This window comes from Micromonospora sp. WMMD998 (genome assembly GCF_029581235.1).
GTDB lineage: Bacteria > Actinomycetota > Actinomycetes > Mycobacteriales > Micromonosporaceae > Micromonospora.
Genome location: NZ_CP120740.1, coordinates 5,051,328 through 5,072,608, shown reverse-complemented (window position 1 = coordinate 5,072,608; position 21,281 = coordinate 5,051,328). Strand labels below are relative to the sequence as shown.

Below are 21,281 nucleotides of genomic sequence, written 5' to 3'. Positions count from 1 at the left end.
GAGCAGACATGGACAACCCCGCCGTCCGCGACACCGTCGTCGACATCGCCGCCGAGATCCTCGGTGTCGACCCGACCACTCTGCGCGCCACGCCCGCCCTGACCGACCTGCCCACCTTCAACTCGTTCCGGATCGTGGAGATCGTCGAACGGGTTGAGGAGCGGCTCGAGGTGGAGGTGGACCCCGCCGACCTCACCCCGGACAACCTGACCCGGCTGGATACCCTGACCGCGCTGTTCGAGCGGACCGCACTGGGGACGCCGGCATGACCATCACCGACACCCGCACGGCGGGCACCGCACTCCGAACCGTCCGGCCCGGCCCCGGCCTAGACCGTGCGGTCGCCGAGGTGGCGGCCGTTGCCGCCCGGCACGCGGCCGAATGCGACCGGGACGCCCGCTTCCCCGAGGAGGCGCTGGCGGCGCTGCGCGCCACCGGGCTGCTCGGCCTCATGGTGCCCGTCGAGTACGGCGGGCCGGGCGGCGACCTGGCCGACCTGGTCCGGATCAGCAACCACCTCTCCCGGGCCTGCATGTCCGTCGGGATGATCTTCACGATGCACTGCCAGCAGGTGGCGGCGATCGTCGCCGACGGCGGCGCGCTGCGGGACGGGCTGCTGCCCCGCATCGCCCGGGGCGAGCTGTATCTGGCGTCGGTGACCACCGAGGCCGCCACCGGTGGCCACCTGCTCTCCTCGGGCACCGCGTCCACCGGGGACGGCGCGGTGGTGCATGTGGACCGGTTCGCGCCGATCGTCACCGGCGGCCAGCACGCCGACGGGTTCCTTATCACCATGCAGGCGCCGGACGCCGACTCGCCGGCCCAACTGTCGTTGATCTACGCCGACCGGGACCAGCTAAAGATCACCGTCAGGGGCGGCTGGAACCCGCTGGGCATGCGGGCGACGCACAGCGCGCCGCTGCACCTCGCCGGGGACGTGCCCGTCGGGCAGGTCGTCGGCGAGCACGGTGCCTTCCGGGACATCGCCGTGCGCACCTTCGCGCCCCTGGCGCACCTGGGCTGGGCGGCGTGCTGGCTCGGCGCGGCCGACGGCGCGCTGAGCCGCACGGTGGCGCTGCTGCGGGCCGAGCGGCGGCGACGCGACCTCGACTCGGAGCTGCTGCTGCGCCGGCTGTCCCGGGCCCGCCAGCGGCTGGACACCGTGCACGCGCTGATCAGCCACACCGTCGCGGTGCTGGACCGGACCCCGGACCCGACCGCGGTCGCCGTGCAGTTGCTGGTCAACGCGGTGAAGCTGACCGCCTCGGAGCAGTGCCCGGCGGCGGTGGACGAACTGGTCGAGCTGCTCGGCATGCGGCACGGCTACCTGCGCGACTCGGACCTCGCCCTGGAACGGGCGCTGCGGGACCTGCGGTCGGCGCCGCTGAATTACAGCAACGACCGGCTGCACGCCGCCGACGGGGCGCTGGTGCTGATGGACCGCGAGGTGCGCCATGTCTGACACCCTCCACGGCTGGTTCGCCGACAGCGTCCGCCGCCACCCCGACCACCCGGCGCTGCACGTCGCCGGGGCCACGCTCAGCTACCGGGAGCTCTCGGCCGCGGCCGACCGACTGGCCCGCGACCTCGGGCGCACGACGGCCGGGGCGCGGATCGGGCTGCTCGCTGCCCGCAGCCCGCTGGCGTACGCCGGCTATCTGGCGATCCTGCGGGCCGGCGCGACGGTCGTGCCGCTGAACCCGGCGTTCCCTCCGGAGCGCAACGCGACCATCGCCGGCCGGGCCGGCCTGAGCGCCGTCCTGGTGGACACGACGCTGCGGTCGGCGCTGGCCGAGACGCCGGTTCCCCTGATCCACGCCGACCCCGGCGGGACGGTGGTCGGGCGCAGCGGCGCGCCGTCCCGCGCGGCCGCCCCGGCGCTGTCCGGCGAGCCGCCCGCGTACATCCTGTTCACCTCCGGGTCCACCGGGGTGCCGAAGGGGCTGCCGATCCGGCACGACAACGTCACGCCGTACCTGGCGTACAACGTGGCCCGGTACGGCATCGCCCCGGGCAGCCGGACCAGCCAGACCTTCGACCTGACCTTCGACCCGTCGGTGTTCGACATGTTCGTCACCTGGGGCGGCGGCGGCACGCTCGTGGTGCCGCAACGCGAGGACCTGGCCGACCCGGCCGGGTTCGTCGACCGGCACCGGCTGACCCACTGGTTCTCCGTGCCGTCGGTGGTGTCCCTGGCCAAGCGGATGCGGCGGCTGCCTGCCGGCTGCCTGCCCGACCTGCGCTGGGGCCTGTTCGCCGGGGAGCAGCTGACGCTGGACCAGGCCGCGGCCTGGCACCGAGCCGCGCCGAACGCGACCATCGAGAACCTGTACGGCCCGACCGAGCTGACCGTGACCTGCACCGTGCACCGGCTCCCGGCCGACCCCGCGCACTGGCCGGACACCCGCAACGGGACGGTCCCCATCGGAGGCTGCCTGCCGCACCTGGAGTACGTCGTCCTCGACGAACAGGGCCGCGCCGCCGACGAGGGCGAGCTGTGCGTACGCGGACCGCAGCGGTTCGGCGGTTACCTCGACCCGGCCAACAACGCCGACCGGTTCGTGCGGTGGGCCCCGGGCGGCACCGCGACCGTCTGCGCCGACACCGCCGCCCCGCCGCAACTGTGGTACCGCACGGGCGACCGGGTGCTCGACGCCGACGGCGTGCTGACCCACCTGGGCCGGCTCGACTCGCAGGTCCAGGTGCACGGCTACCGGGTCGAGCTGGGCGAGGTCGAGGCCGCGCTGCGCGCCCACCCGGACGTGACCGACGCCGCCGTGCTCTTCGACGGCGCCGACCTGCGGGCGCTGTACGTCGGCGCGAGCCTGTCCCCCGAGGAACTGGCCGGCTGGGTGGCCAGCCGCCTGCCGGGGTACATGATCCCGGGCCGTTTTACCCGGCTGGAGCTGTTCCCCCTCAACGACAACGGCAAGCTCGACCGGAGGAAGCTGGAGGCCCTGGCGTGTTGAGAGATCCGCACGACGCGCTCTGGTACAACTCGATCACCGCCGAGGCCGTCGCCGACGGCCGCATCGCGCGGACCGCCGTCACCCAGGGCAAGGGCTGCTGGGTGCAGGACGGCACCGGCACCTGGTATCTGGACGCCCGCGCCGGCATGTGGAACACCACCCTCGGCTACCAGGCCGAGCGGGTGGTCGAGGCGATGTGCGCGCAGCTGCGCCGGCTGCCCGTCGCCCAGGTGATCCGCTACCAGGAGCCGCCCGACGTCGGGTTGGAGTATGCCCGGCGGCTGGTGGCCACGCTGCCCGACCCGCTCAACCACGTACGGTTCGGCAGCACCGGATCGCAGTTGACCAGCGCGGCGGTGCTGCTGTCACGGTTCGTGCGCAAGGTGCGCGGCGAACCGGGCCGCACCAAGGTCATCGCGTTCACCAACGGCTACCACGGCACCGGGGGCATCGCCAGCGCGCTGACCGGGGAACGCCAGGCGCACGCCCTCCAAGCCCCGCTCGCCCCGGACGTGCACCACGTCAAGCCGTGGAACCTCGACGCACTGGCCGCGATGGTGGACCGGCACGGCCCCGAGAAGATCACCGCGGTCATCGTCGAGCCGATCATGGGAACCGACGTGCTGGCCGCCCCCGAGGGCGCGCTGCGGCGGCTGCGCGACCTGTGCGACCGGCACGGCATCCACCTGATCGCCGACGAGGTGACGACCGGGTTCGGCCGGACCGGGGCTATGTCGGTGATGGCCGCCCAGGCTGTCCTGCCCGACCTGCTGATCCTCGGCAAGGGCATCACCTCCGGCTACTTCCCGCTGGCCGCGCTGGTCGCCACCGACGCCATCTTCGACGAGGCGATCTCCCGACCGGAGTACGTCTTCCCGCACGGCTGCACCGCCGACGGCCACCCGGTCGGGATGGCCGCCGGGCTGGCCGTCCTCGACGAACTGGCCGACGGGTCACTCTTCGCCCACGTGCGGGCGGTCGGCGAGCGCCTGCGGGGACGGCTGCGGGAGCTGGCAGCCACCCACCGCCTGATCCACGACGTGCGCGGCGAGGGCCTCATGATCGGCGTCGAGTTGCGCGACGGCGACGAGCGGCCGGGCGCGCAGACCATGACGGCGGTCCGCCTGGCCTGTCAGGAGGCCGGCCTGCTACTGACCACCACGAACAACACCGTGGTGCTGATGCCACCGCTGATGCTGACCGAGACCGAGGCCGACGAGATCGTCAACCGGCTGGGGGCGGCGCTGGCCCGGGTCGCGGGCGACGGGCCCCGGCCCGAAGCGTCCAGCACGCCGGAGTGGCCGTGAGCGGGCGGGCCACCGTCGCCCTGGTCGACGGCTTCGCCTCGGCGAACCGGCTGACCCAGGAGTTCCGCGCGGCGGGGTACGACAGCGTACGCGTGCAGAGCACCCCGGAGATCCCGGAGCACTACCGCGAGGACCTCGACCTGAGCCGCTACGTCGACAACATCGTCCACGACGGCGACGTGGCGGCGACGGTCGCCGCGCTGGCACCGTACCGGCCGCTGGCCGTGATCCCCGGCTCCGAGCAGGGGGTCGAGCTCGCCGACACGCTGGGCGAGGCGGCCGGGCTGCCCGGCAACGGCACCCGGCTCAGCTACGCGCGGCGGACCAAGGACGCCCAACTGGCCGCCTTGGCGGCGGCGGGCATGCCCATGGCCCGGCAGCTGTCGGTGCGCGACGCCGCCGAGCTGGCGGCGTGGCACCGCCGCGTCGGCGGCCGGATCGTGGTCAAACCGACCCGCAGCGCCCGCAACGACGGCGTGACGTTCTGCGACACGCCGGAGGAATCGGTGGCCGCGTACCGACGCCTCCGCCACGCGCGCAACAACTTCGACCAGCCCAACGAGGGCGTCGTGGCGCAGGAGTACCTGACCGGCGTCGAGTACGTGGTCAACACGGTGAGCTGGGACGGCAGCCACCGGGTGACGGACATGTGGCGGTACACGAAGATCAACGTCAACGGGGTGCGGGACCGGATCAACGGCATCCTCTCCCTGCCGCCGGCCGATACCCGCTGGCCGCAGCTGCGGAGGTACGCGCGCGCCGTCCTCGACGCGCTGGAGATCCGCCACGGCCCCGCCCACCTGGAGATCGTCCTCACCCCGGCCGGCCCCCGGCTGGTCGAGGTCGGTGCCCGGCTGTGCGGGGCGGACGTCGCCCGGTACGCCGTGCTGGCCACCGGCGAGTCCCAGGTCGACCGGACGGTCCAGGCGTACGTCGACAGCGCCGGCTTCCTCGCCGACCTGGACGCGCCCTACCGGCGCGACGCCCACGCGGCCATGGCGTTCCTCGCCTCGCCGGTGGCGGGCACGCTCCGGGCGTACCCGCTGCTCGACCAGGTCGAGCGGCTGGAGAGCTACCGGGGGCGGTCGGTCAACGTGGCCCCCGGACAGCGGCTGCACCGGACGGTCGACGACAGCTCCGAGCCGCTGGCCATCGGGTTGGCGCACGCCGACGCCGCGACCGTTGAGAAGGACTTCCTGACCGTCTGCTACCTGGACGGCCACGGATTCTACGAACTGGAGGAAGCCCACTATGGGTGAGCGGCGCACGATCGCCCTCGTCGACCCGTACGGCGCGGTCAACAAGCTGGGCGGCGCGTTCCGCGCGGCGGGCCTGGACTGCGTACGGGTGCAGTCCACCCCGCAGGTGCCCCCCTCGTACGGGCCGGCCGACCTGTCCGGGTACACCGCCAACCTGGTCCACGACGGCGACTTCGACGCCATGGTGGCCCGCTTGGCAGCGGTGCGGCCGATCGCGGCGGTGGTCGGCAGCGAGCTGGGCGTGGAGTTCACCGACCGGCTCAACGAGGCGCTCGGCCTGCCAGGCAACGGCACAGCGTTGAGCGAGGCCCGGCGGGACAAGTACGTCCAGATCGAGGCGCTGCGCGCCACCGGCCTGCCGACCACCCGCCAGCTACGGGTGACCGACCCAGAGCAGTTGGCGCACTGGCACCAGTCCGTCGGTGGCCGGATCGTCGTCAAGCCCGTGCGCAGCGCCCGCAACGACGGGGTGAGCTTCTGCGACACCCCCGAGCAGTCGATCGCCGCCTACCACCACATCATGTCCCGCGACAGCGTCTTCGACGTGCCCAACGAGGGCGTCGTCGCGCAGGAGTACCTGCGGGGGACCGAGTACGTGGTCAACACCGTGAGCTGCCGGGGCCACCACCGGATCACCGACATGTGGCGGTACCAGAAGATCACCGTCAACGGCGTCCGCGACCGGATCAACGGCATGACCTCCGTCGCGCCGGACGACCCGGACCGGACGGCCGTCGCCGAGTACTCGTACGCGGTGCTTGACGGGCTGGGCATCGAAATCGGACCGGTCCACCTGGAGGTGATGCTGACCGCGGCCGGACCCCGGCTGGTCGAGGCCGGCGCCCGGCTGTGCGGGGCGGACGTCGCCCGGTACGCGGTGCTGCTGACCGGCGAGTCCCAGATCGACCGGACGGCCCAGGCGTACGCCGACCCGGAGCGGTTCGTGGCCGAGCACCGCAAGCCGTACGCGCTCGACAACCACGGGGGCATGGCCTTCCTCGCCTCTCCGGTCGAAGGCGTGCTGCGCGGTTACCCGCGCGTGCACCTGATCGAGGAGCTGGAGAGCTGCCAGGGTGTGACGCTGCGGTTCAAGCCCGGCGAGCGCCTGGTCCGGACGGTCGACGACGAGAGCGAACCAGTGACGGTGGGTCTCGTCCACCGGGACCTTTCGGTCGTCCTGCACGATCTGGCCACGATCGGCTATCTGGACGGATTCGGTTTCTACGACGTCGATCCGGGGCAGTGAACCGCTGCTCACCGTGTGCGACACGCCACCGTGAGGAGGGGCCGGTGGGTGGTCGAGGTAACCCAGACGCCGTGAGGGAGCATCGTGGCAGAGGTTTGGCGTAGGGACTTTCGGTTCGTCTGGGCAGGGGAGAGTGCCTCCCTCGTCGGCACACAGGTGTTCCAGCTGGCCATGCCGCTGACCGCGGTCCTGACGCTGGACGCCACCCCCGGGCAGCTCGGCCTGCTCGGTGCCGCCACCTTCACCCCGTACGTGCTGCTCGGCCTGCCGGCCGGGGTGCTGGTGGACCGGTGGCAACGGCGAGGCGTGCTGATCCTGTCGAGCCTCGGTCAGGCCGCCGCGATCGGCGGCATCCCGCTGCTGGCCGCACTCGGCCGGCTGACCTTCGCCTGGCTGCTCACGATGGCCCTGCTCGCTGGGGTGGCCCGGGTCTTCTTCAACATCGCCTACCGGTCCTACCTGCCGGCGATCGTCCCGCCCGAGCAGCTCACCGGGGCCAACTCCCGACTGACCGCCAGCGAGTCGGTGGCCGAGATCGGCGGTCCGGGCCTCGGCGGCCTGCTCGTGCAGGTGATCGGGGCGCCGTTCGCCCTGCTCGTCGACGCTGTTTCCTACCTGGCCTCGGCGGCCGGATTCACGGCGGTGCGCCAGCGGGAGAAGTCGGTCCCGGCCGACCCGACGCCGCTGCGCTCCCAGGTCGCCGAGGGCTTCCGGTGCATCTTCACCAACCCGTACCTGCGCGCCTTCCTCGGTGAGGCGGCCAGCTACAACCTCTGCTGGCAGGCGGTGCTGACGATCCTGGCGCTGTTCGCCGTCCGCGAGTTGGACATGAGCCCGGGCACGCTCGGCCTGGTGATGTCGATCGGCGCGGTGGGCGCGTTGCTGGGTGCGGCGCTCACCGGCCGCGTCGCCCACCGGGTCGGCCTGGCCCGGACCCTGCTGGCCGCCGCGGTGATCGGCGACATCGCGCCGCTGCTGCTGCCGGTGGCACAGCGGGGCGCCTGGGCCGCCCCGCTGTTCGCGGTGGCGTTCTTCATCCAGGGCTTCGGGATCACCGGGTGCAACGTGCACTCCATGACCATCCGGCAGACCATCACCCCGCAGCGGGTGCTCGGCCGAACCAACGCGGCCTACCTGTTCGTGGCGATGGGCGTCAAGCCGGTCGGCGCGCTGCTCGGCGGCTGGCTTGGCACCGTGGCCGGCCCCCGCGCCACGCTGGTCGTCGGCACCCTCGGGCTGCTGAGCACCAGCCTGTTCCTGATCCTCTCCCCGCTGCGCAGAGTCAGGACGCTGAGCAGCCTCGTCCCCGAGGAGCGGATGCCCGAGCCGGCCCGCTGACGCCCCGCGCGGCGCGCCGGTCCCGGCGGGGGCGTCACCTGATGCTGATCCGCAGCGCGCGGCCGGCCGCGTCCAACGCGGCGCGGCAGTCGTCGGCCCGCTCACCCACCGCGATTGCGTACGCGACTCGGCCGTCCATCAGCATCCGGGGCGGCGGTGACTTGACCTCGCCCGGCTCCGCCAACGGCCCGTGCTCCACGACCTGCGGAGGCAGCCCTGCGGGGTCGAAGGTGATTTCGTCGATGACGCTGTTGTCGTGGGCCGGGTGGTAGAAGCGGATGGCGGTGGGCCGCCGCCGCAGCGCGACATCGACCGTCGGCCGGCGGCCGCACGCTACGGCCGCTGCCGCCAGGCCCAGGTCGGCACCCCCACCGAGCACGTTAAGGTACGGAATGAGCCCGCCGCCGATCCGGGCGTTGACCTCGATGATCTTCGGGCCCTGGCGGGTCAGCCTGATCTCGGTGTGGGTCACCCCGTCGGTGAAGCCCAGCGCGGCGTGCGCGTCCTCGACGAGGCTCGTCAGTGTCGGCTCGTGCCAGAGCGGGTCCCCGGGGTCGACCACGTGCCCCATCTCCTCGAAGTACGGCGCGAAGCCGAGTTCCTTGCGGGCGATGCACACCGGGGTCACCTCGCCCTGGAACACGACCGAGTCGACGCTGATCTCCGGGCCCTCGGCGTACTCCTCGACAAGGATGTTGCGAACGTGACGGGGCAGCTCTGGGGCCATCCGCCAGCTTTGGTTAGTGAAGGCGACAAACCGGCGCACCTCTGCCTCGTCGGCGGCCTTCACTACGCCGAAGCTACCGGCCATAGCCCGGGGTTTGAGCACCACTGGAAAGCCGATCTCCTGGGCCGCCGACAGCGCTGTGCCCTCGTCGCCGACCAGCCGGGAACCCGGCTGGGCGACGTGATTCGCGTCCAGCGCGGCGCGGGTGTGGTGCTTGTCCCGGCACCGTTCGATCACTGTGGGGTCGCCGGGCAGCCCGAGCGCCGCTGCCACCCGGGCCGCCTGCACGATCCATGTCTCGTCCCAGCAGAGCACCCCGTCGAAGCGGGTTTCCCCGGCCAGACCGGTGGTGACACGAACCAGGTCGTCGGTGTCGGCGAGGTCAGCCACCACGGTCCACCCGTCCAGGTACGTCCGCTCCCACGTTGGCGACTCGGTGAGGATCAGGTGAACCCGGTACGCGAGACCGATCGACCGCAGGAGGTACTCCCGGTACGCGCGGATGCCAGGGGTCAGGACGAGCAGGCGGGGCTTGGCCATGCTTGACAACCTACTGACTTGCCGCCATCTATGCTTGGTTGCTTGGGCTCCCCCTGGGATGTGGACACTCCGAGAGGGCGTCCAGTGGTGCAACTTCATCCCGTGCCGCGGCCGTGCTTCGCGCTGCTCCGCGCCGTCGCTGCGGTGGGTCCGGAGCTACTCCTTCCCCTCCGGGCTGAGAGGGACGGCGATGGCTGGTACGTGGGAGCCGTGCGCGAGGTGACGCTCTCGGCGGACCCGGACCTGGTCGGTGAGGTGGGCGTCGGCTGGAACACTGAGGGCGGCAGGCTGGTGACGCCCGTTGGTAGGGTCGCTGCCGTGACGGCGTTGCGGTGGGAGCATGCCTCCATCGGGCGCCTGGACGATCTGAGTTCGGTGGTTCACTTGACCGGCCGGAGAGGACGAGTCCGATGATTCCCGGGTCGCGAGGGCCCTCTGTTCCCGAGGCTGCCGGCCACCGCCGTGACGTGGATGTGTGTTCGCCTGACCGGTCCGTTCGCATCGCCGCGTCCAGTCGGGGGATATCGCGGTCGCGGTCGACGGGCTGCACCGGCACACGGACGAGTCGCTGGCCCGGCAGGTGAGAGCCGAGATGGAGCGCACGGCTGACGGACTGATGCAGATCGCCGCGGACTACGAGGGCACTGACCTGGACGTCGCCACCGACTTTGACGTCTTCAACCAGGACCTGGGCCCCTACCTGCCGCTCGGTGACGGGTTCGGCGACAGCGTGCGGGTGCGCCCAGAGCCCTGTTTGAGGCGGCGTCGACACAAGAGGACTACACTTGTGCGAGCTTCAACGTCGCGCTGATGGTCAGCGGCGGCGGAGGCATTGGTTCGTGTCGCCTCTCGGACACAGCGTTTGAGCACCGGAGGGGCGGCCTCTGGTATGGCGACGCGCGGTCAGGCCTTCTTGCGGCCGTGGGATCAGGGCGCGATCGGCTCCTCAAGGTACCGGCGGACGGTGCCGGTGAAGGCGTGCTGAAGCTGGGCCCGGTCCATCGAGGCGAGCGGTTCGAGTCGTAGCAGGTAGCGGCAGTAGGCCAGGCCGAGGGTTTGGCTGAGGATCAGTGCCGCCCGCTGGCCGATGTCGGCCCTGTCGGGGAACTCCTGGTGGAACACCGGCAGGAACTGGCGGTCGAGGACCCCTTGGAGCTGCGCGACGGCCTCCGGGCGCGTCGGTGCCGCGCGAAGGAGCGCGACCAGCGCCGACCCGCTGCTCTCCCAGACCTCGAGGAAGACTTCCGCGTACCGTTCGGCGAAGTCGCCGCTCCCGGGGAGGTCGACGCGCGCGGGCGCGGCGGTCCAGGCCGAGGCGTAGAAGAGGTCGGCCTTGCTGGCGAAGTAGCGGATGACCATCGAGGCGTCCACGCCGGCGTCGCGAGCGATGGCGCGGATCGTCGTGCGGTCGTAGCCGTCCGCTGCGAACCGCCGGGCGGCTGCCTCCAGGATCGCGTTCCGTGCCTTGGCCGAGCGTTCGGTGAATGCCACCCCGTCACCTTACCAACGCCTGTTTGCGAACGAGCGTTGGCGAATTTGCCTCCGTCGAGGAGGCGTCCGTCTTCGTACTCGCAAGACGGCAATCGCCGCTGCGCGTCGGCGAGGGCCCCGCCAGCACCCGCCCGCATCCGCGCGTGCAGGTCCAACATCAGCGCCGTGGTGGGCCTGGCCGGCACGGACAACACGGTCGCGATCAGGCACCGGGCGCCGAGAGCCAGGAGCACCGCGGGCTCGAACGAGTAGGAGACGAGGCCACACGGGACGCGACCAGCCCAGCCACCCGTAGCCTCCCGAGCAGGAATCCTTTGTCTGACGCCGCAGGGCGTGATGACCCCGTCGTGGACCCGCTGCCTTGGTTATTCCGGCCGGACCTGGTGGTCGACTCGACTGAGAAGCTCGGTGATGCCCCTGGTGAAGAGGTCGTCCTCGTCCCACTGGCTGCTGTCGAGGTGGCCGGAGGCGACGAGCGTAGGGTACGTGGCGGGCCGTGCCGCGATGTGTTCGCGGGCCTGGTTGCGGGTTCGGTCGGGGGACACCTGCCGCCAGGTCGCCTCGGTGAGCGCGGCCCCGATCACGAAATTCGCGATCATCCGGGTGGAGACCGCCAGCCGCACGCCGGTGAGGCCGCCCCGGACCAGCGCCGACTGGAGAAATTCGGTGCGGGCGAGGACGTTCGGGCCGAGCATCGGGCGTCCGATGAGGCCGGCCGCCCAGGGGTGTCGCAGCATGACCTCGCGCCACCGGTGAGTAAGCAGCCGTACGTCGTCCTGCCAGTTCTCGCTCGGCTCGGGCAGGAGCACGTCTGCGAAGACCTGGTCGACGGCCAGGTCGAGGATGTCGTCTTTGGTGCGCACGTGCCAGTACAGCGCCGTGGGAGTGACATTGAGGCGCTGTGCGAGGCGGCGCATGGTCAGGCCCTCGGTGCCGCTCTCGTTGAGGAGCGCGACCGCCTGGGCGACGATCCGTTCGCGGGTCAGTGGCATGCCGCGGGTCGCTCGTTCCGGCTCCGGACGGAGCCAGATCGAGTCGACGGTCCCGTCGTGACCCCGTTCCGAGGACTCAGCGCTCCGTTCAGTCGACCTCATGAGCCGTAGCCTAGTACGATGCTCACGGACTTAACAGCGGTAAGCTGGGTTGTCACTGTGTAGGAAATCTTATGGTGCAGGAGTGCGATGTGAGCGCATCGAATCGTCGTTCGTGGATCCTCGCGACGGCAGGGTCCGCGCAGCTCATGGTGGTTCTCGACTCGACGGTGGTGACGATCGCGTTGCCCTCGATCCAGGCCGACCTGGGAATCAGCGACGCGGCCAGGGGATGGGTGGTCGCTGCCTACGCGCTGGTGTTCGGAGGGCTGCTGCTGCTCGGCGGCCGGATCACCGACGCCGTCGGCGCCCGGCGGGCGTTCGGCATCGGCCTCGCAGGGTTCCTGCTGACGTCGGCGGTCGCCGGCCTGACTCCGCACGCGGGCCTGCTCTTCGCCGGTCGCGCGGGGCAGGGGCTGTTCGCCGCTCTACTGGCACCGGCCGCGTTGGCGATCATCTCGATGACGTTCGTCGAACCGCGCGAGCGGGGGATCGCCTTCGGCGTCTACGGGGCGCTGACCGGGGCCGGCGCCGTGCTCGGGTTGCTGATCGGCGGCGCGTTGACCGAGTACGTCAGCTGGCGGTGGTGCCTTCTGATCAACGTACCGATTGGTGCAGTCACTCTGCTCGGGATGAGGCTGCTCCACACCACGCGGCCGAATCGGGTGCGGCTGGATCCGGTCGGCACGGTCAGCAGTGTGGCGGGGATGACCGCGCTGGTCTTCGCGCTCGCCGAGGTGGCCGTCAGGGGATGGAGCGACCCGCTCGTGCTCGTCCTGCTGGTGGTGGGCGCGTTGTCGTTGGCGGTCTTCGCGCTCTCTCAGCGATCCGCTGCCCGGCCGTTGCTGCCGCTACGCGTGCTGCTGGACCGTCGGCGTGGCGGTGCCTTTTTGGCGGTGGGGCTGCCGCAGTTGGCGCTCTTCGGGTTCTTCCTCGTCCTGACCTACTGGTTCCAGCAGTTGCTCGGATACTCGCCGGTCCAGGCCGGCCTGGCGTTCCTTCCCTTGGCCGTGGCCGTCGCCGTCGGCTCCACCATGATTGCCGGCCTGCTCGGAGCCCGGCTGAGCGAGCGTCAGATGATCGTGCCCGCGTTGCTCGTGATGGCGGCGGGCATGATGCTGCTGGTGGGGCTCACGCCCGGCACACCGAACCCCTACCTGTCCCGGTTCCTCCCTGCTGAGATCCTGATCGGCCTGGGGCTCGGCTGCGCATTGAGCCCCGCGATCGCGGCAGCGACGGGTGGCGTGCGGGAGGAGGACACGGGAGCCGCGTCGGCCGGGGTCAACGCTGTGACGCAGCTCGGGGGATCCATCGGTACGGCGCTGCTCAACAGCATCGCGGCCACCGTGACGGCGGCCACGCTGCGCGAGACACCTGCCAGGCCCGAACCCGCGACCGTCGCGGGCTTCGACGCCGCTCTGCTGACCGCCGTGGGTCTTCTTCTGCTCGCCGCCGTCACTGTCGCCCTGATCATGCCGGGTGGGCGGCGTGAGCAGGAGAGCGAGGCCGCGGGGGCGGGTACCCAGGTGCCGAATCTGGCCAGGTTCAATGCCGGCTGACCGGGGGCGAGCCAGCGGACCTCGCAGCCGCTATGCCGTCCAGCAGGTACCGCAGGCCGACTGCGAAGTTGCCGTCCCAGTCGTTCTCGGCCATGAAACCCAACCCCGCCAGGACCGGGTAGCTGTCACTGCGCTCCCGCAGCAGATGGTTCGCCGGCTCGTAGATCTCCCGTCCGGTGTGGTTCTGCCACGCGGTCTGGCTCAGCACGGCGCCGGTCACGTAGTTGGCGAGGGCGTAAGCGGCGGAGTTGAGGTCAGGCGGTGTGAAATCGGCGTTGGCCAGCGTGGCGTGCAGAAACTCGGTACGGGCGAGCACGTTCGGCCCCAACATCGGACGGCCGAGCAGGGTTGCCGACCATGGATGCCGGAGCATCGCGGCCCGCCAGCCGGTGAGCAGCGCGACGATCGTCTCCGTCCACTCCTGCCCTGCGGCCGGCTCCGGGAGGTCGACCTCCGCGAAGAGTTCGTCCAGCACCAGATCGAGGACGTCGTTCTTGGTGTCGACGTGCCAGTACAGCGTCGTCGACCCGGTGCCGAGCCGCTGGGCGAGCCGCCGCATGGTCAGCCGCTCGACGCCTTGCTCGTCGAGCAGTTCGATTGCGGCGGTGACGATGCGTCTCCGCGACAGCGGAGGTGCGTCGCGGACGACTCGCTGGGGACGTAGCCATACATCGCCCGCGCGTCCGTCTGACGCACGTGACTTGTCGGAGAACCGCTGCGCTTGATCAGCAGTGCTGTTGTCTGACATGCCGGGAGTCTAGTATATTCAATGTTCACTAGAACATTGAGCGAGTAGATGGATCAATGTTCGAGAGGTGATGTCCCATGGGATACATCGACGTGAGTCACCTGACGTATGTGCTCCCGGACGGACGACTGCTGCTCAACGACGTGTCGTTCCGCGTGGAGGACGGCGCGACGTCCGCACTGGTCGGTCCCAACGGCGCCGGCAAGACGACGCTCGTGCGCCTGATCGCGGGTGACATCTCGCCGGTCGACGGACGCGTCACGCAGGTGGGCGGCCTTGGGGTGATGCGACAGTTCATCGGGGACATCCGCGACGGTCGGACGATCTACGATCTCCTGCTTTCCGTGGCCCCCGAAGCAGTACGGGAGGCGACCGCGTGTCTCCGCCAGGCTGAGCGCGCGATGGCGGAGCACGAAGACGAGTCCTCGCAGATGCGGTACGCGCAGGCGATGGGCGACTATGCCGACGTCGGTGGCTACGAGATGGAAGTTGTCTGGGACGCGGTGTGCATGCTCTCGCTCGGCTCCACCTACGAGAGTGTGCGGGACCGGCCGGTGACCACGCTGTCCGGAGGCGAGCAGAAGCGTCTGGTGCTGGAGGTGCTGCTGCGCGGCCCGGATCGGGTCCTGCTGCTCGACGAGCCGGACAACTACCTGGACGTGCCCGCCAAGGAGTGGCTCTCCGATCAGCTGCGCTCGACCTCGAAGACCGTCCTTCTGGTGTCGCACGACCGGCAGCTCATCGCGGACGTCGCCGACCGGATCGTCACCGTCGAGGGTCGTACGGTCTGGATTCACGGCGGCGGGTTCGCCTCGTACGCCGAGGCCAAACAGAACCGGCGAGACCGGCTCCTCGACCGCCGCAAGCGTTGGGAGGAGGAGCGCGCACGGCTACGGCAGATCGTCCACCGGCTCCGACAGAGCGCCACGAACAGCGACGCGATGGCGTCGCCCTACCGTGCGGCCCAGACCAGGCTGCGGCGTTTCGAGGAACTCGGCCCGCCGGAACTGCCGCCGAAGGAGCAGAACGTACGCATCCGGCTGCGTGGCGGTCGAACCGGCAAACGTGCCGTCGTGTGCACCGGAATGGAGCTCGTCGGACTGATGCAACCGTTCGACACCGAAATCTGGTACGGCGAGCGGGTCGCCGTTCTGGGCTCGAACGGGTCCGGCAAGTCGACGTTCCTGCGGCTTCTGGCGGAGTGTGGCGGTGACGCCCCGGTGACCATTCCGTATCGGGGGGAGGTGAAGCTCGGTTCCCGCGTTGTCCCCGGTCACTTCGTGCAGACGCACGCCCGTCCCGATTTGATCGGCCGGACCGCCACCGAAGTCGTTCTGTCAGCGAAACCACAGACCCTCAACGACGCTATGTCGGCGTTGGCCAGATACGAGTTGGCGCCGGCCGGAAATCAATTGTTTGAGACGCTCTCCGGCGGTCAACAGGCGAGGCTCCAGATTCTGCTCCTCGAACTGTCCGGCGCCAATCTCCTGCTGCTGGACGAGCCTACGGACAACCTTGACATCGCAAGTGCGGAAGCGCTTCAGGATGGGCTGGAAGGCTTTTCCGGAACGGTCCTCGCCGTCACCCACGACCGCTGGTTCGCGTCCGATTTTGATCGGTACTTCATCTTCAGTGCGGACGGCCGGATCTACGAGTCGGACGAGCCGGTCTGGACCGAGGGGCGTGTCGACCGGGTGCGTTGAGTCAACGGTCCCACCAGTGGAAACCGGCGGCGGACCGCCGCCGGGCGGACGTCGTCTGTTCGTACGGCAGGGCACCGTCCGGCATGTTCACCACTTCCAGATACAAGCCGATGGGAGACCGCAGGTAGACCCACCGGTCCCCGGTCAGCGGTCCTGAGTGGAGTGTCTCCGGTGCGCCGAGCTGGGTGCAGCCGCCCACGGCCGTGAGGTACGCGGCGGCGGCGTCGACGTCGTCCACGGCTATCGCCAGGTGACAGCCGCCGATGTCGCTGTTGCGTGGTCGCCGGCGACGTGCGTCGCCGGCGGCGAACCGCCAGAGTTCGAGCTTGTCGGTCGGGCCCAGTCGGAGCGTGGCGCGGTCGGTCCGCACGCGGGCGGGGAGTTCGGGGAGCCCGTGCTCACCTGGCTCCCGCGCACCGGTACGCGAGAGCGGCTCCGCGCCGATCACATCGACGAAGAACGCCACGGCCACGTCGAGGTCGTCCACGGTGTACCCGACGTGGTCGACACTCCGCAGCCCGGGTACGGCGGTGGCGGCCGGAAGCCCGTCATCCCGGTTCGACCATGCGACGGCGGCTCCGAAGTGGCGGTCCGCCGGCGCGGAACCCAGTTCCAGGTTCACCCCCGCGCAGCCGTGGAGGCGGACCAGTCGGGTGCCGGCGTCGGGATGGTCGGGCGGCGCGGTCCAGACGGGGCCGGCAGGACGTACGCCGTGCTGTTCGAGGGCGGCCAGTGCCCGGTCGACGTCGTCAACGCCGAGACCGAGGCGCTGGTATCCGGCGTCGACGGGCCGAGGCGGCGTGCGTAGCTGGTCCGGTGCGGTGTACTCGAACAGTTCGATGTTGGTGAAGAGTCCGAGTCTGACCATTGCGATCGTGGCGGTCGCCCGTGGGTGTACATCGAGGCGCTCCGCCATGTAATCATCGTCCCGTGACAACGGGGGGAGCCGGTAGACGAGTTCGCCGCCGAGTACGTCGGTCAGCATCCGTATCGCCTCATCGAGGCTCGGCACGGTGATCGCCACATGGTCGACTCGGCGGGCGGTGGGAATCCCTCGTCGGTGGCGTCGTATGGTGCTGTTCGTATCGGTCATGGGTCCACCGTGGAGAGTTTCGATATGGCGTGACTAGACCAAGGCTCGAATGCATTCCGGTGGAGGGATGGTGCGATCGAGTCGTGGGGTATGCGGGGTCGAGTGCTTTTCGAGCCGAAGGCGTCACCCTGGAGCCGGACAATGTGGGAATGGCCGAACCTGTCCGACTGCTGGGAGGGCGGTACACACTATGCACTCGCGGATCCAACGCCTGGAGGTTCGGCGATGACAGCTGGCGCCACGATGGCGATGACTTCCGGCCTCACCCGTACCGGTGGGCGTTCGTATCAATCGTCCTGGCGGGTCACCACAGCGAAACCGGTGGCCTACGACGTGGAATTCCGATCCGGCATCCTCGATCCGGACGACTCCTCCCTGGTGCGCGCCGGCGGGGTCGACGCCGCCGGCGGTCGGCGGCTGGTCGTGATGGAACGTCGCATCCAGGAGCTCTACGGGGACGCCGTCAGCGCCTACTTCGACGCGCACGGCGTAGCCAGCACGGTCTGCCTGCTCGACACCAGTGAGCAGGCGAAGTCGGTGGCGTCAGCGCTGCTGGTGGTGGCAGCGATGGACCGGTTCGGGATCTCCCGCCGCTCCGAGCCGGTCATCGCGATCGGCGGCGGTGTGCTCACCGACATCGTCGGGTTCGCGGCGAGCCTGTACCGGCGCTCGACTCCGTACGTGCGGGTACCGACCACCCTGATCGGCATGGTGGACGCGGCGATCGGCGCGAAGACCGGGGTCAATCACGACGGCAAGAAGAACAGACTCGGCAGCTACCACCCGTCCACGGCCACGCTGATCGACTGCGTCTTCCTGCGGACGCTGGACCGGCGGCACATCAGCAACGGGCTCGCCGAGGTGCTCAAGATGGCCACGGTTGCCGATTCCGCGCTGTTCGACCTGCTCGCCGAGCACGGTCGCCGCCTGATCGACGAGCGGCTCCAGCCCGTACCGGGCAGCTCGGACGCCGGAGTGGCGGCCGAGGTGATCTATCGCGCCATCGACGGGATGCTGGCCGAACTCCAGCCCAACCTGTGGGAGGAACGGCTGCACCGCTGTGTCGACTACGGCCACTCGTTCTCGCCTGCGATCGAGATGCAGGCCCTGCCGGACCTGCTGCACGGCGAGGCGGTCGCCATCGACATGGCGTGCACCACGATCCTGGCCAGGCAGCGCGGTCTCATCTCGGCGGCCGAGGACGACCGGATCTTCGCCGTGCTGCGCGATCTGGAACTGCCGGTGTGGCATCGGGTCTGCCGGCTGGACCTCATGACGGCGGCGCTGGCTGACGTCGTCCGGCACCGTAACGGCCGGCAGCAGATGCCTCTTCTCGACGGGATCGGCAGGGTGCGTTTCGTCGACGACGTCACGGTGCGGGAGCTGCACCTGGCGCTGGCTGAGCTGGCCGACCGGGCCAGCTTGACCTCGGGACAGCTCGCATGACCGGCGGCCCGACCGGTAGGGCCTTCGTCGTGGTCGACGTCGGCGGCACCACCCTGCGCGTCGGCCGGTACGAGGAGGACGGGCAGTGCCTCGCCCGGGTGATCCGAACGCCGTTGGATGGGCTGGGGCGGTATCCGGACGCACCGGCGGCCGTGCTGCAACGGCGCGTGCTGACGCAGGTGGCGCAGACCGTCGAGAGCTATCTCGGCTCACCGGCGGGTGAGGGCGCCTCGGCCGTCGGCACCGCCTTCGCCGGACCAGTCACCGCCGACGGCGTGGTGACCGCGGCCCCGACCGTCTGGGGTGGCGGTGGGTCCGCAGTGGAGGTCGAGGCCTGGCTGCGCCGTCGGCTGGCGATGCCGACACATGTGGTGAACGACATGACCGCGTCCGTTTGGCGGTACGCGTGTCCGGGTTCAGCGGACGCGGACTTCTGTCTCATCACGGTCAGCTCCGGGATCGGCAACAAGGTCTACCGGGACGGAGTGGTGCTGGTCGACCGCAGCGGCGCCGGCGGCGAGATGGGCCATTGGCCTGCGGACCCGACCGCCGAGGATGTGGTCTGCGACTGCGGCGGACGTGGGCACCTCGGTGCGATCGCCTCCGGACGGGGCATCCTGAGGGCCGCCCGGCTCGCGGGCGGCCGGGATCCCCGCGCCTTCCGGGACTCGTTGCTCGGTGAATGGTTTGCGGCGGATCCGGCCATGTTGACCAACGAGGACCTGGTTCGGGCGATCCGGTCCGGCGACGACTTCGCCCTCTCCGTGCTCCGCGCCGCGCTACGGCCCCTCGCGCAAGCCATCGCCGCTGTGCACAGCGCGATCGGAATCGGCCGCTATGTGATCATCGGCGGATTCGCCACGGCGGTCGGCGAGCGGTTCGCCCATCACCTCGGGGATCAGCTAGCGGGCTTCGGATGCTTCGGGCTGAGCGATGACCAGGCGCGCTCGATGATCGAGATGGGGGCGCCGGACGACGACCACGCGCTGATCGGAATGGGGCGAATGCTCTCCCAGGTATCGCCCGCCATCGACCGGCAGGGGGTTCGACATGCGTGTCCTGGTCGTGGGTAGCGGCCTGATCGGTGCCCGGATCGGGGCAGCGCTGCTGGCGGCCCGCTGTTCACCGGTCCTCGCCTCCCGGCACGAGCCGGCTGGCCGGCACCCGGGCTCTTTGCCGTGGATCCGCCTCGACGCGACCGACCGGGCGCAGTGCGCGGCGGCGGTTCGCGCCGTAGAGCCCGACGCGGTGGTGCTCGTGCACGGGCCGTCCGATGTGACGTGGTGCGAGGAACACCCGGAGTCGGCGCTGCGGGACCACGTCGCCGCTGCGGAGAACCTGACCGCGGTCGGACGCGATGTTGGTGTCCTGCTGATCTCGACCGACAACGTGTTCGACGGGACGGCGCCGACATATGACGAGAGCGCGGCGCCCATGGCGGCCAACGCCTATGGTCGGGCGAAGCTGCGTGCTGAGGAGACCGTGCGGTCGCGGGCCCCCGGTGCCACCGTGCTACGGGTGAGTCTCGTCTACGGCTGGGAGCCGGTGGAGCCGGCGAAGTGGTACAACTTCTTCGCCGCATGTGTGCGGCGGCTGCGGGCCGGCCGGATGGTGGAGGCCCCGGCGGACCTGTGGAACACGCCGGTCGTGGCGGACGACGTCGCGCTGGTGGCCTGCGCGCTCGTGCGGGACCCGGTCGGTGGCCTCGTGCACCTGGGCGGCCCCGACCGGATTTCCAGGGCGGACTGGGCATCGCTGATCGCCCGCGAACTCGGCGCCGATCCCGGCTTGGTGGTGCCGGTGCCGAGGGCCCGCACCCGATACGCGTCCCGTCCCCGCAACTCGTGTCTGACGAGTACGGTCCTGGGTAGACATCCCACGCTGCGCCACATTCGTCTTCGTGGAGTCGTCGAGACGGCTCGCGCGTTCCTGGCCGACGAGCGTCGTGCACCCTGGTAACGTGTGACTTTGCCCGTTACAGAAGGTGATCCCGCGCCGGGAGGTACTGCATTGCGACGCGTACATTCCCGGACGGTCTATCGCAATGCCTGGATGGAAGTCCGTGAAGACCAAGTGGAGCGATGGGACGGCACCCTTGGCGTTTACGGCGTGGTGGACAAGCCCGATTGCGCATTGATCATGCCGGTCGACGACGGATTTCACCTCGTCGAGCAGTTCCGTTATCCGGTCGGGCGGCGCCAGTGGGAGTTTCCGCAGGGATCCTGGGCGTCCGCCGACACTCCGGCGGGATTCTCGGGAAGTGCACAGGATGCGACCCTGGACAATGGCGCGGTGGCCTTGGCTCAGGCGGAGCTCCGGGAGGAGACCGGGCTGGAGGCCACCCGATGGGCGATGCTGGGCCGGGTGAACGTCGCCCACGGCTACTCCAACCAGGGGTGTGTCGTCTTCGTTGCGAGTGACCTGCGCCGCGGGCACCCTGCCCGCGAGGCGACGGAGCAGGACATGAGGCAGCGTTGGGTGACCCGTGCCGAGTTGGACGACATGGTGCGGCGTGGGGAGTTCGTCGACTCTCTCTCGTTGTCGGCGCTCGCGCTGTACGAGCGGAGTTTCCGTTCGGTCGACGGAGCCCGCTAGGTGGTGCCAGGGCACCGAGGTCCGGTTTCGGCGTCGAACTGACCGGCGACCGCCAGCGGAGGTCAACTGCGAGAGGGCTGCGCCGCCAGCGGCGGAGCCGCCGCTACCGAGCCCTACCGGTGAGATCCGGAAGAGGTCCCGGTGAGGTCTGCTGTTTCCGCTCGACGCT

At 70.4% G+C, this 21,281-nt stretch carries 18 protein-coding genes; 13 read left to right on the top strand and 5 right to left on the bottom strand.

What is annotated here, in order from left to right:
* The first annotated feature begins 8 nt into the window (after positions 1 to 8).
* The 7 genes from O7619_RS22855 to O7619_RS22825 all read left to right on the top strand — a co-directional run bounded on the left by O7619_RS22855 (position 9) and on the right by O7619_RS22825 (position 8,119).
* The gene (locus tag O7619_RS22855; protein WP_282283351.1) at positions 9 to 269 is read left to right on the top strand and encodes a phosphopantetheine-binding protein; all 261 of its coding nucleotides are present in this window, start codon (positions 9 to 11) and stop codon (positions 267 to 269) included.
* Positions 266 to 1,462 carry an acyl-CoA dehydrogenase family protein gene (locus tag O7619_RS22850; RefSeq protein ID WP_282283350.1) on the top strand — a complete coding sequence of 399 codons (1,197 nt, stop codon included), beginning with the start codon at positions 266 to 268 and terminating at the stop codon, positions 1,460 to 1,462. Before O7619_RS22855 ends, O7619_RS22850 begins: the two co-directional genes overlap by 4 nt.
* Positions 1,455 to 2,969 (top strand): amino acid adenylation domain-containing protein, encoded by a 1,515-nt coding sequence (locus O7619_RS22845; RefSeq protein WP_282283349.1) that lies wholly within the window; start codon positions 1,455 to 1,457, stop codon positions 2,967 to 2,969. The genes O7619_RS22850 and O7619_RS22845 overlap by 8 nt, the downstream gene beginning before the upstream one ends.
* Entirely contained in the window at positions 2,963 to 4,276 is a 1,314-nt protein-coding gene (locus O7619_RS22840; protein ID WP_282283348.1) for an aminotransferase class III-fold pyridoxal phosphate-dependent enzyme, read from the top strand. The genes O7619_RS22845 and O7619_RS22840 overlap by 7 nt, the downstream gene beginning before the upstream one ends.
* Positions 4,273 to 5,535 carry an ATP-grasp domain-containing protein gene (locus O7619_RS22835; RefSeq protein WP_282283347.1) on the top strand — a complete coding sequence of 421 codons (1,263 nt, stop codon included), beginning with the start codon at positions 4,273 to 4,275 and terminating at the stop codon, positions 5,533 to 5,535. The genes O7619_RS22840 and O7619_RS22835 overlap by 4 nt, the downstream gene beginning before the upstream one ends.
* Positions 5,528 to 6,781, top strand: a complete 1,254-nt coding sequence (locus O7619_RS22830) for an ATP-grasp domain-containing protein (protein ID WP_282283346.1) — start codon at positions 5,528 to 5,530, stop codon at positions 6,779 to 6,781. Before O7619_RS22835 ends, O7619_RS22830 begins: the two co-directional genes overlap by 8 nt.
* Before the next feature lie 84 nt (positions 6,782 to 6,865).
* The gene (locus O7619_RS22825; protein WP_282283345.1) at positions 6,866 to 8,119 is read left to right on the top strand and encodes an MFS transporter; all 1,254 of its coding nucleotides are present in this window, start codon (positions 6,866 to 6,868) and stop codon (positions 8,117 to 8,119) included.
* Between the two features lie 34 nt (positions 8,120 to 8,153).
* Here the strand turns inward: O7619_RS22825 and O7619_RS22820 are convergent, their stop codons facing one another.
* The 3 genes from O7619_RS22820 to O7619_RS22810 form a co-directional block, all read right to left on the bottom strand.
* Positions 8,154 to 9,386: an ATP-grasp domain-containing protein gene (locus tag O7619_RS22820; protein WP_282283344.1), complete on the bottom strand. Its 1,233-nt coding sequence runs from the start codon at positions 9,384 to 9,386 to the stop codon at positions 8,154 to 8,156.
* Between the two features lie 927 nt (positions 9,387 to 10,313).
* A complete protein-coding gene (locus tag O7619_RS22815) occupies positions 10,314 to 10,877 on the bottom strand; it encodes a TetR family transcriptional regulator (RefSeq protein ID WP_282283343.1) in 564 nt (187 codons plus the stop codon).
* A 365-nt stretch (positions 10,878 to 11,242) separates the two neighbouring features.
* Positions 11,243 to 11,971 carry a TetR/AcrR family transcriptional regulator C-terminal domain-containing protein gene (locus O7619_RS22810; protein ID WP_348774331.1) on the bottom strand — a complete coding sequence of 243 codons (729 nt, stop codon included), beginning with the start codon at positions 11,969 to 11,971 and terminating at the stop codon, positions 11,243 to 11,245.
* An 89-nt stretch (positions 11,972 to 12,060) separates the two neighbouring features.
* Here O7619_RS22810 and O7619_RS22805 point away from each other — a divergent pair, with 89 nt between their 5' ends.
* Complete coding sequence (locus tag O7619_RS22805) at positions 12,061 to 13,527, top strand: MFS transporter (protein ID WP_282283341.1); 1,467 nt, start codon at positions 12,061 to 12,063, stop codon at positions 13,525 to 13,527.
* Here the strand turns inward: O7619_RS22805 and O7619_RS22800 are convergent.
* The gene (locus O7619_RS22800) at positions 13,514 to 14,275 is read right to left on the bottom strand and encodes a TetR/AcrR family transcriptional regulator C-terminal domain-containing protein (RefSeq protein ID WP_282283340.1); all 762 of its coding nucleotides are present in this window, start codon (positions 14,273 to 14,275) and stop codon (positions 13,514 to 13,516) included. The genes O7619_RS22805 and O7619_RS22800 overlap by 14 nt on opposite strands.
* Before the next feature lie 77 nt (positions 14,276 to 14,352).
* Here O7619_RS22800 and O7619_RS22795 point away from each other — a divergent pair, with 77 nt between their 5' ends.
* Positions 14,353 to 15,978, top strand: a complete 1,626-nt coding sequence (locus tag O7619_RS22795; RefSeq protein ID WP_282283339.1) for an ATP-binding cassette domain-containing protein — start codon at positions 14,353 to 14,355, stop codon at positions 15,976 to 15,978.
* 1 nt (position 15,979) lies between these two features.
* Here O7619_RS22795 and O7619_RS22790 read toward each other — a convergent pair whose 3' ends face one another.
* Positions 15,980 to 17,071: a VOC family protein gene (locus O7619_RS22790; protein ID WP_282283338.1), complete on the bottom strand. Its 1,092-nt coding sequence runs from the start codon at positions 17,069 to 17,071 to the stop codon at positions 15,980 to 15,982.
* Between the two features lie 333 nt (positions 17,072 to 17,404).
* Between O7619_RS22790 and O7619_RS22785 the strand changes: the two genes are divergently transcribed.
* The 4 genes from O7619_RS22785 to O7619_RS22770 all read left to right on the top strand — a co-directional run bounded on the left by O7619_RS22785 (position 17,405) and on the right by O7619_RS22770 (position 21,112).
* The gene (locus O7619_RS22785; RefSeq protein WP_282283337.1) at positions 17,405 to 18,517 is read left to right on the top strand and encodes a sedoheptulose 7-phosphate cyclase; all 1,113 of its coding nucleotides are present in this window, start codon (positions 17,405 to 17,407) and stop codon (positions 18,515 to 18,517) included.
* 29 nt (positions 18,518 to 18,546) lie between these two features.
* Positions 18,547 to 19,590, top strand: coding sequence for an ROK family protein (locus tag O7619_RS22780; protein ID WP_282283336.1), 1,044 nt, complete (start codon positions 18,547 to 18,549; stop codon positions 19,588 to 19,590).
* Positions 19,568 to 20,476 carry a sugar nucleotide-binding protein gene (locus O7619_RS22775; RefSeq protein ID WP_282283335.1) on the top strand — a complete coding sequence of 303 codons (909 nt, stop codon included), beginning with the start codon at positions 19,568 to 19,570 and terminating at the stop codon, positions 20,474 to 20,476. Before O7619_RS22780 ends, O7619_RS22775 begins: the two co-directional genes overlap by 23 nt.
* 93 nt (positions 20,477 to 20,569) lie before the next feature.
* Complete coding sequence (locus tag O7619_RS22770) at positions 20,570 to 21,112, top strand: NUDIX hydrolase (protein ID WP_282283333.1); 543 nt, start codon at positions 20,570 to 20,572, stop codon at positions 21,110 to 21,112.
* The last annotated feature ends 169 nt before the right edge of the window (positions 21,113 to 21,281 follow it).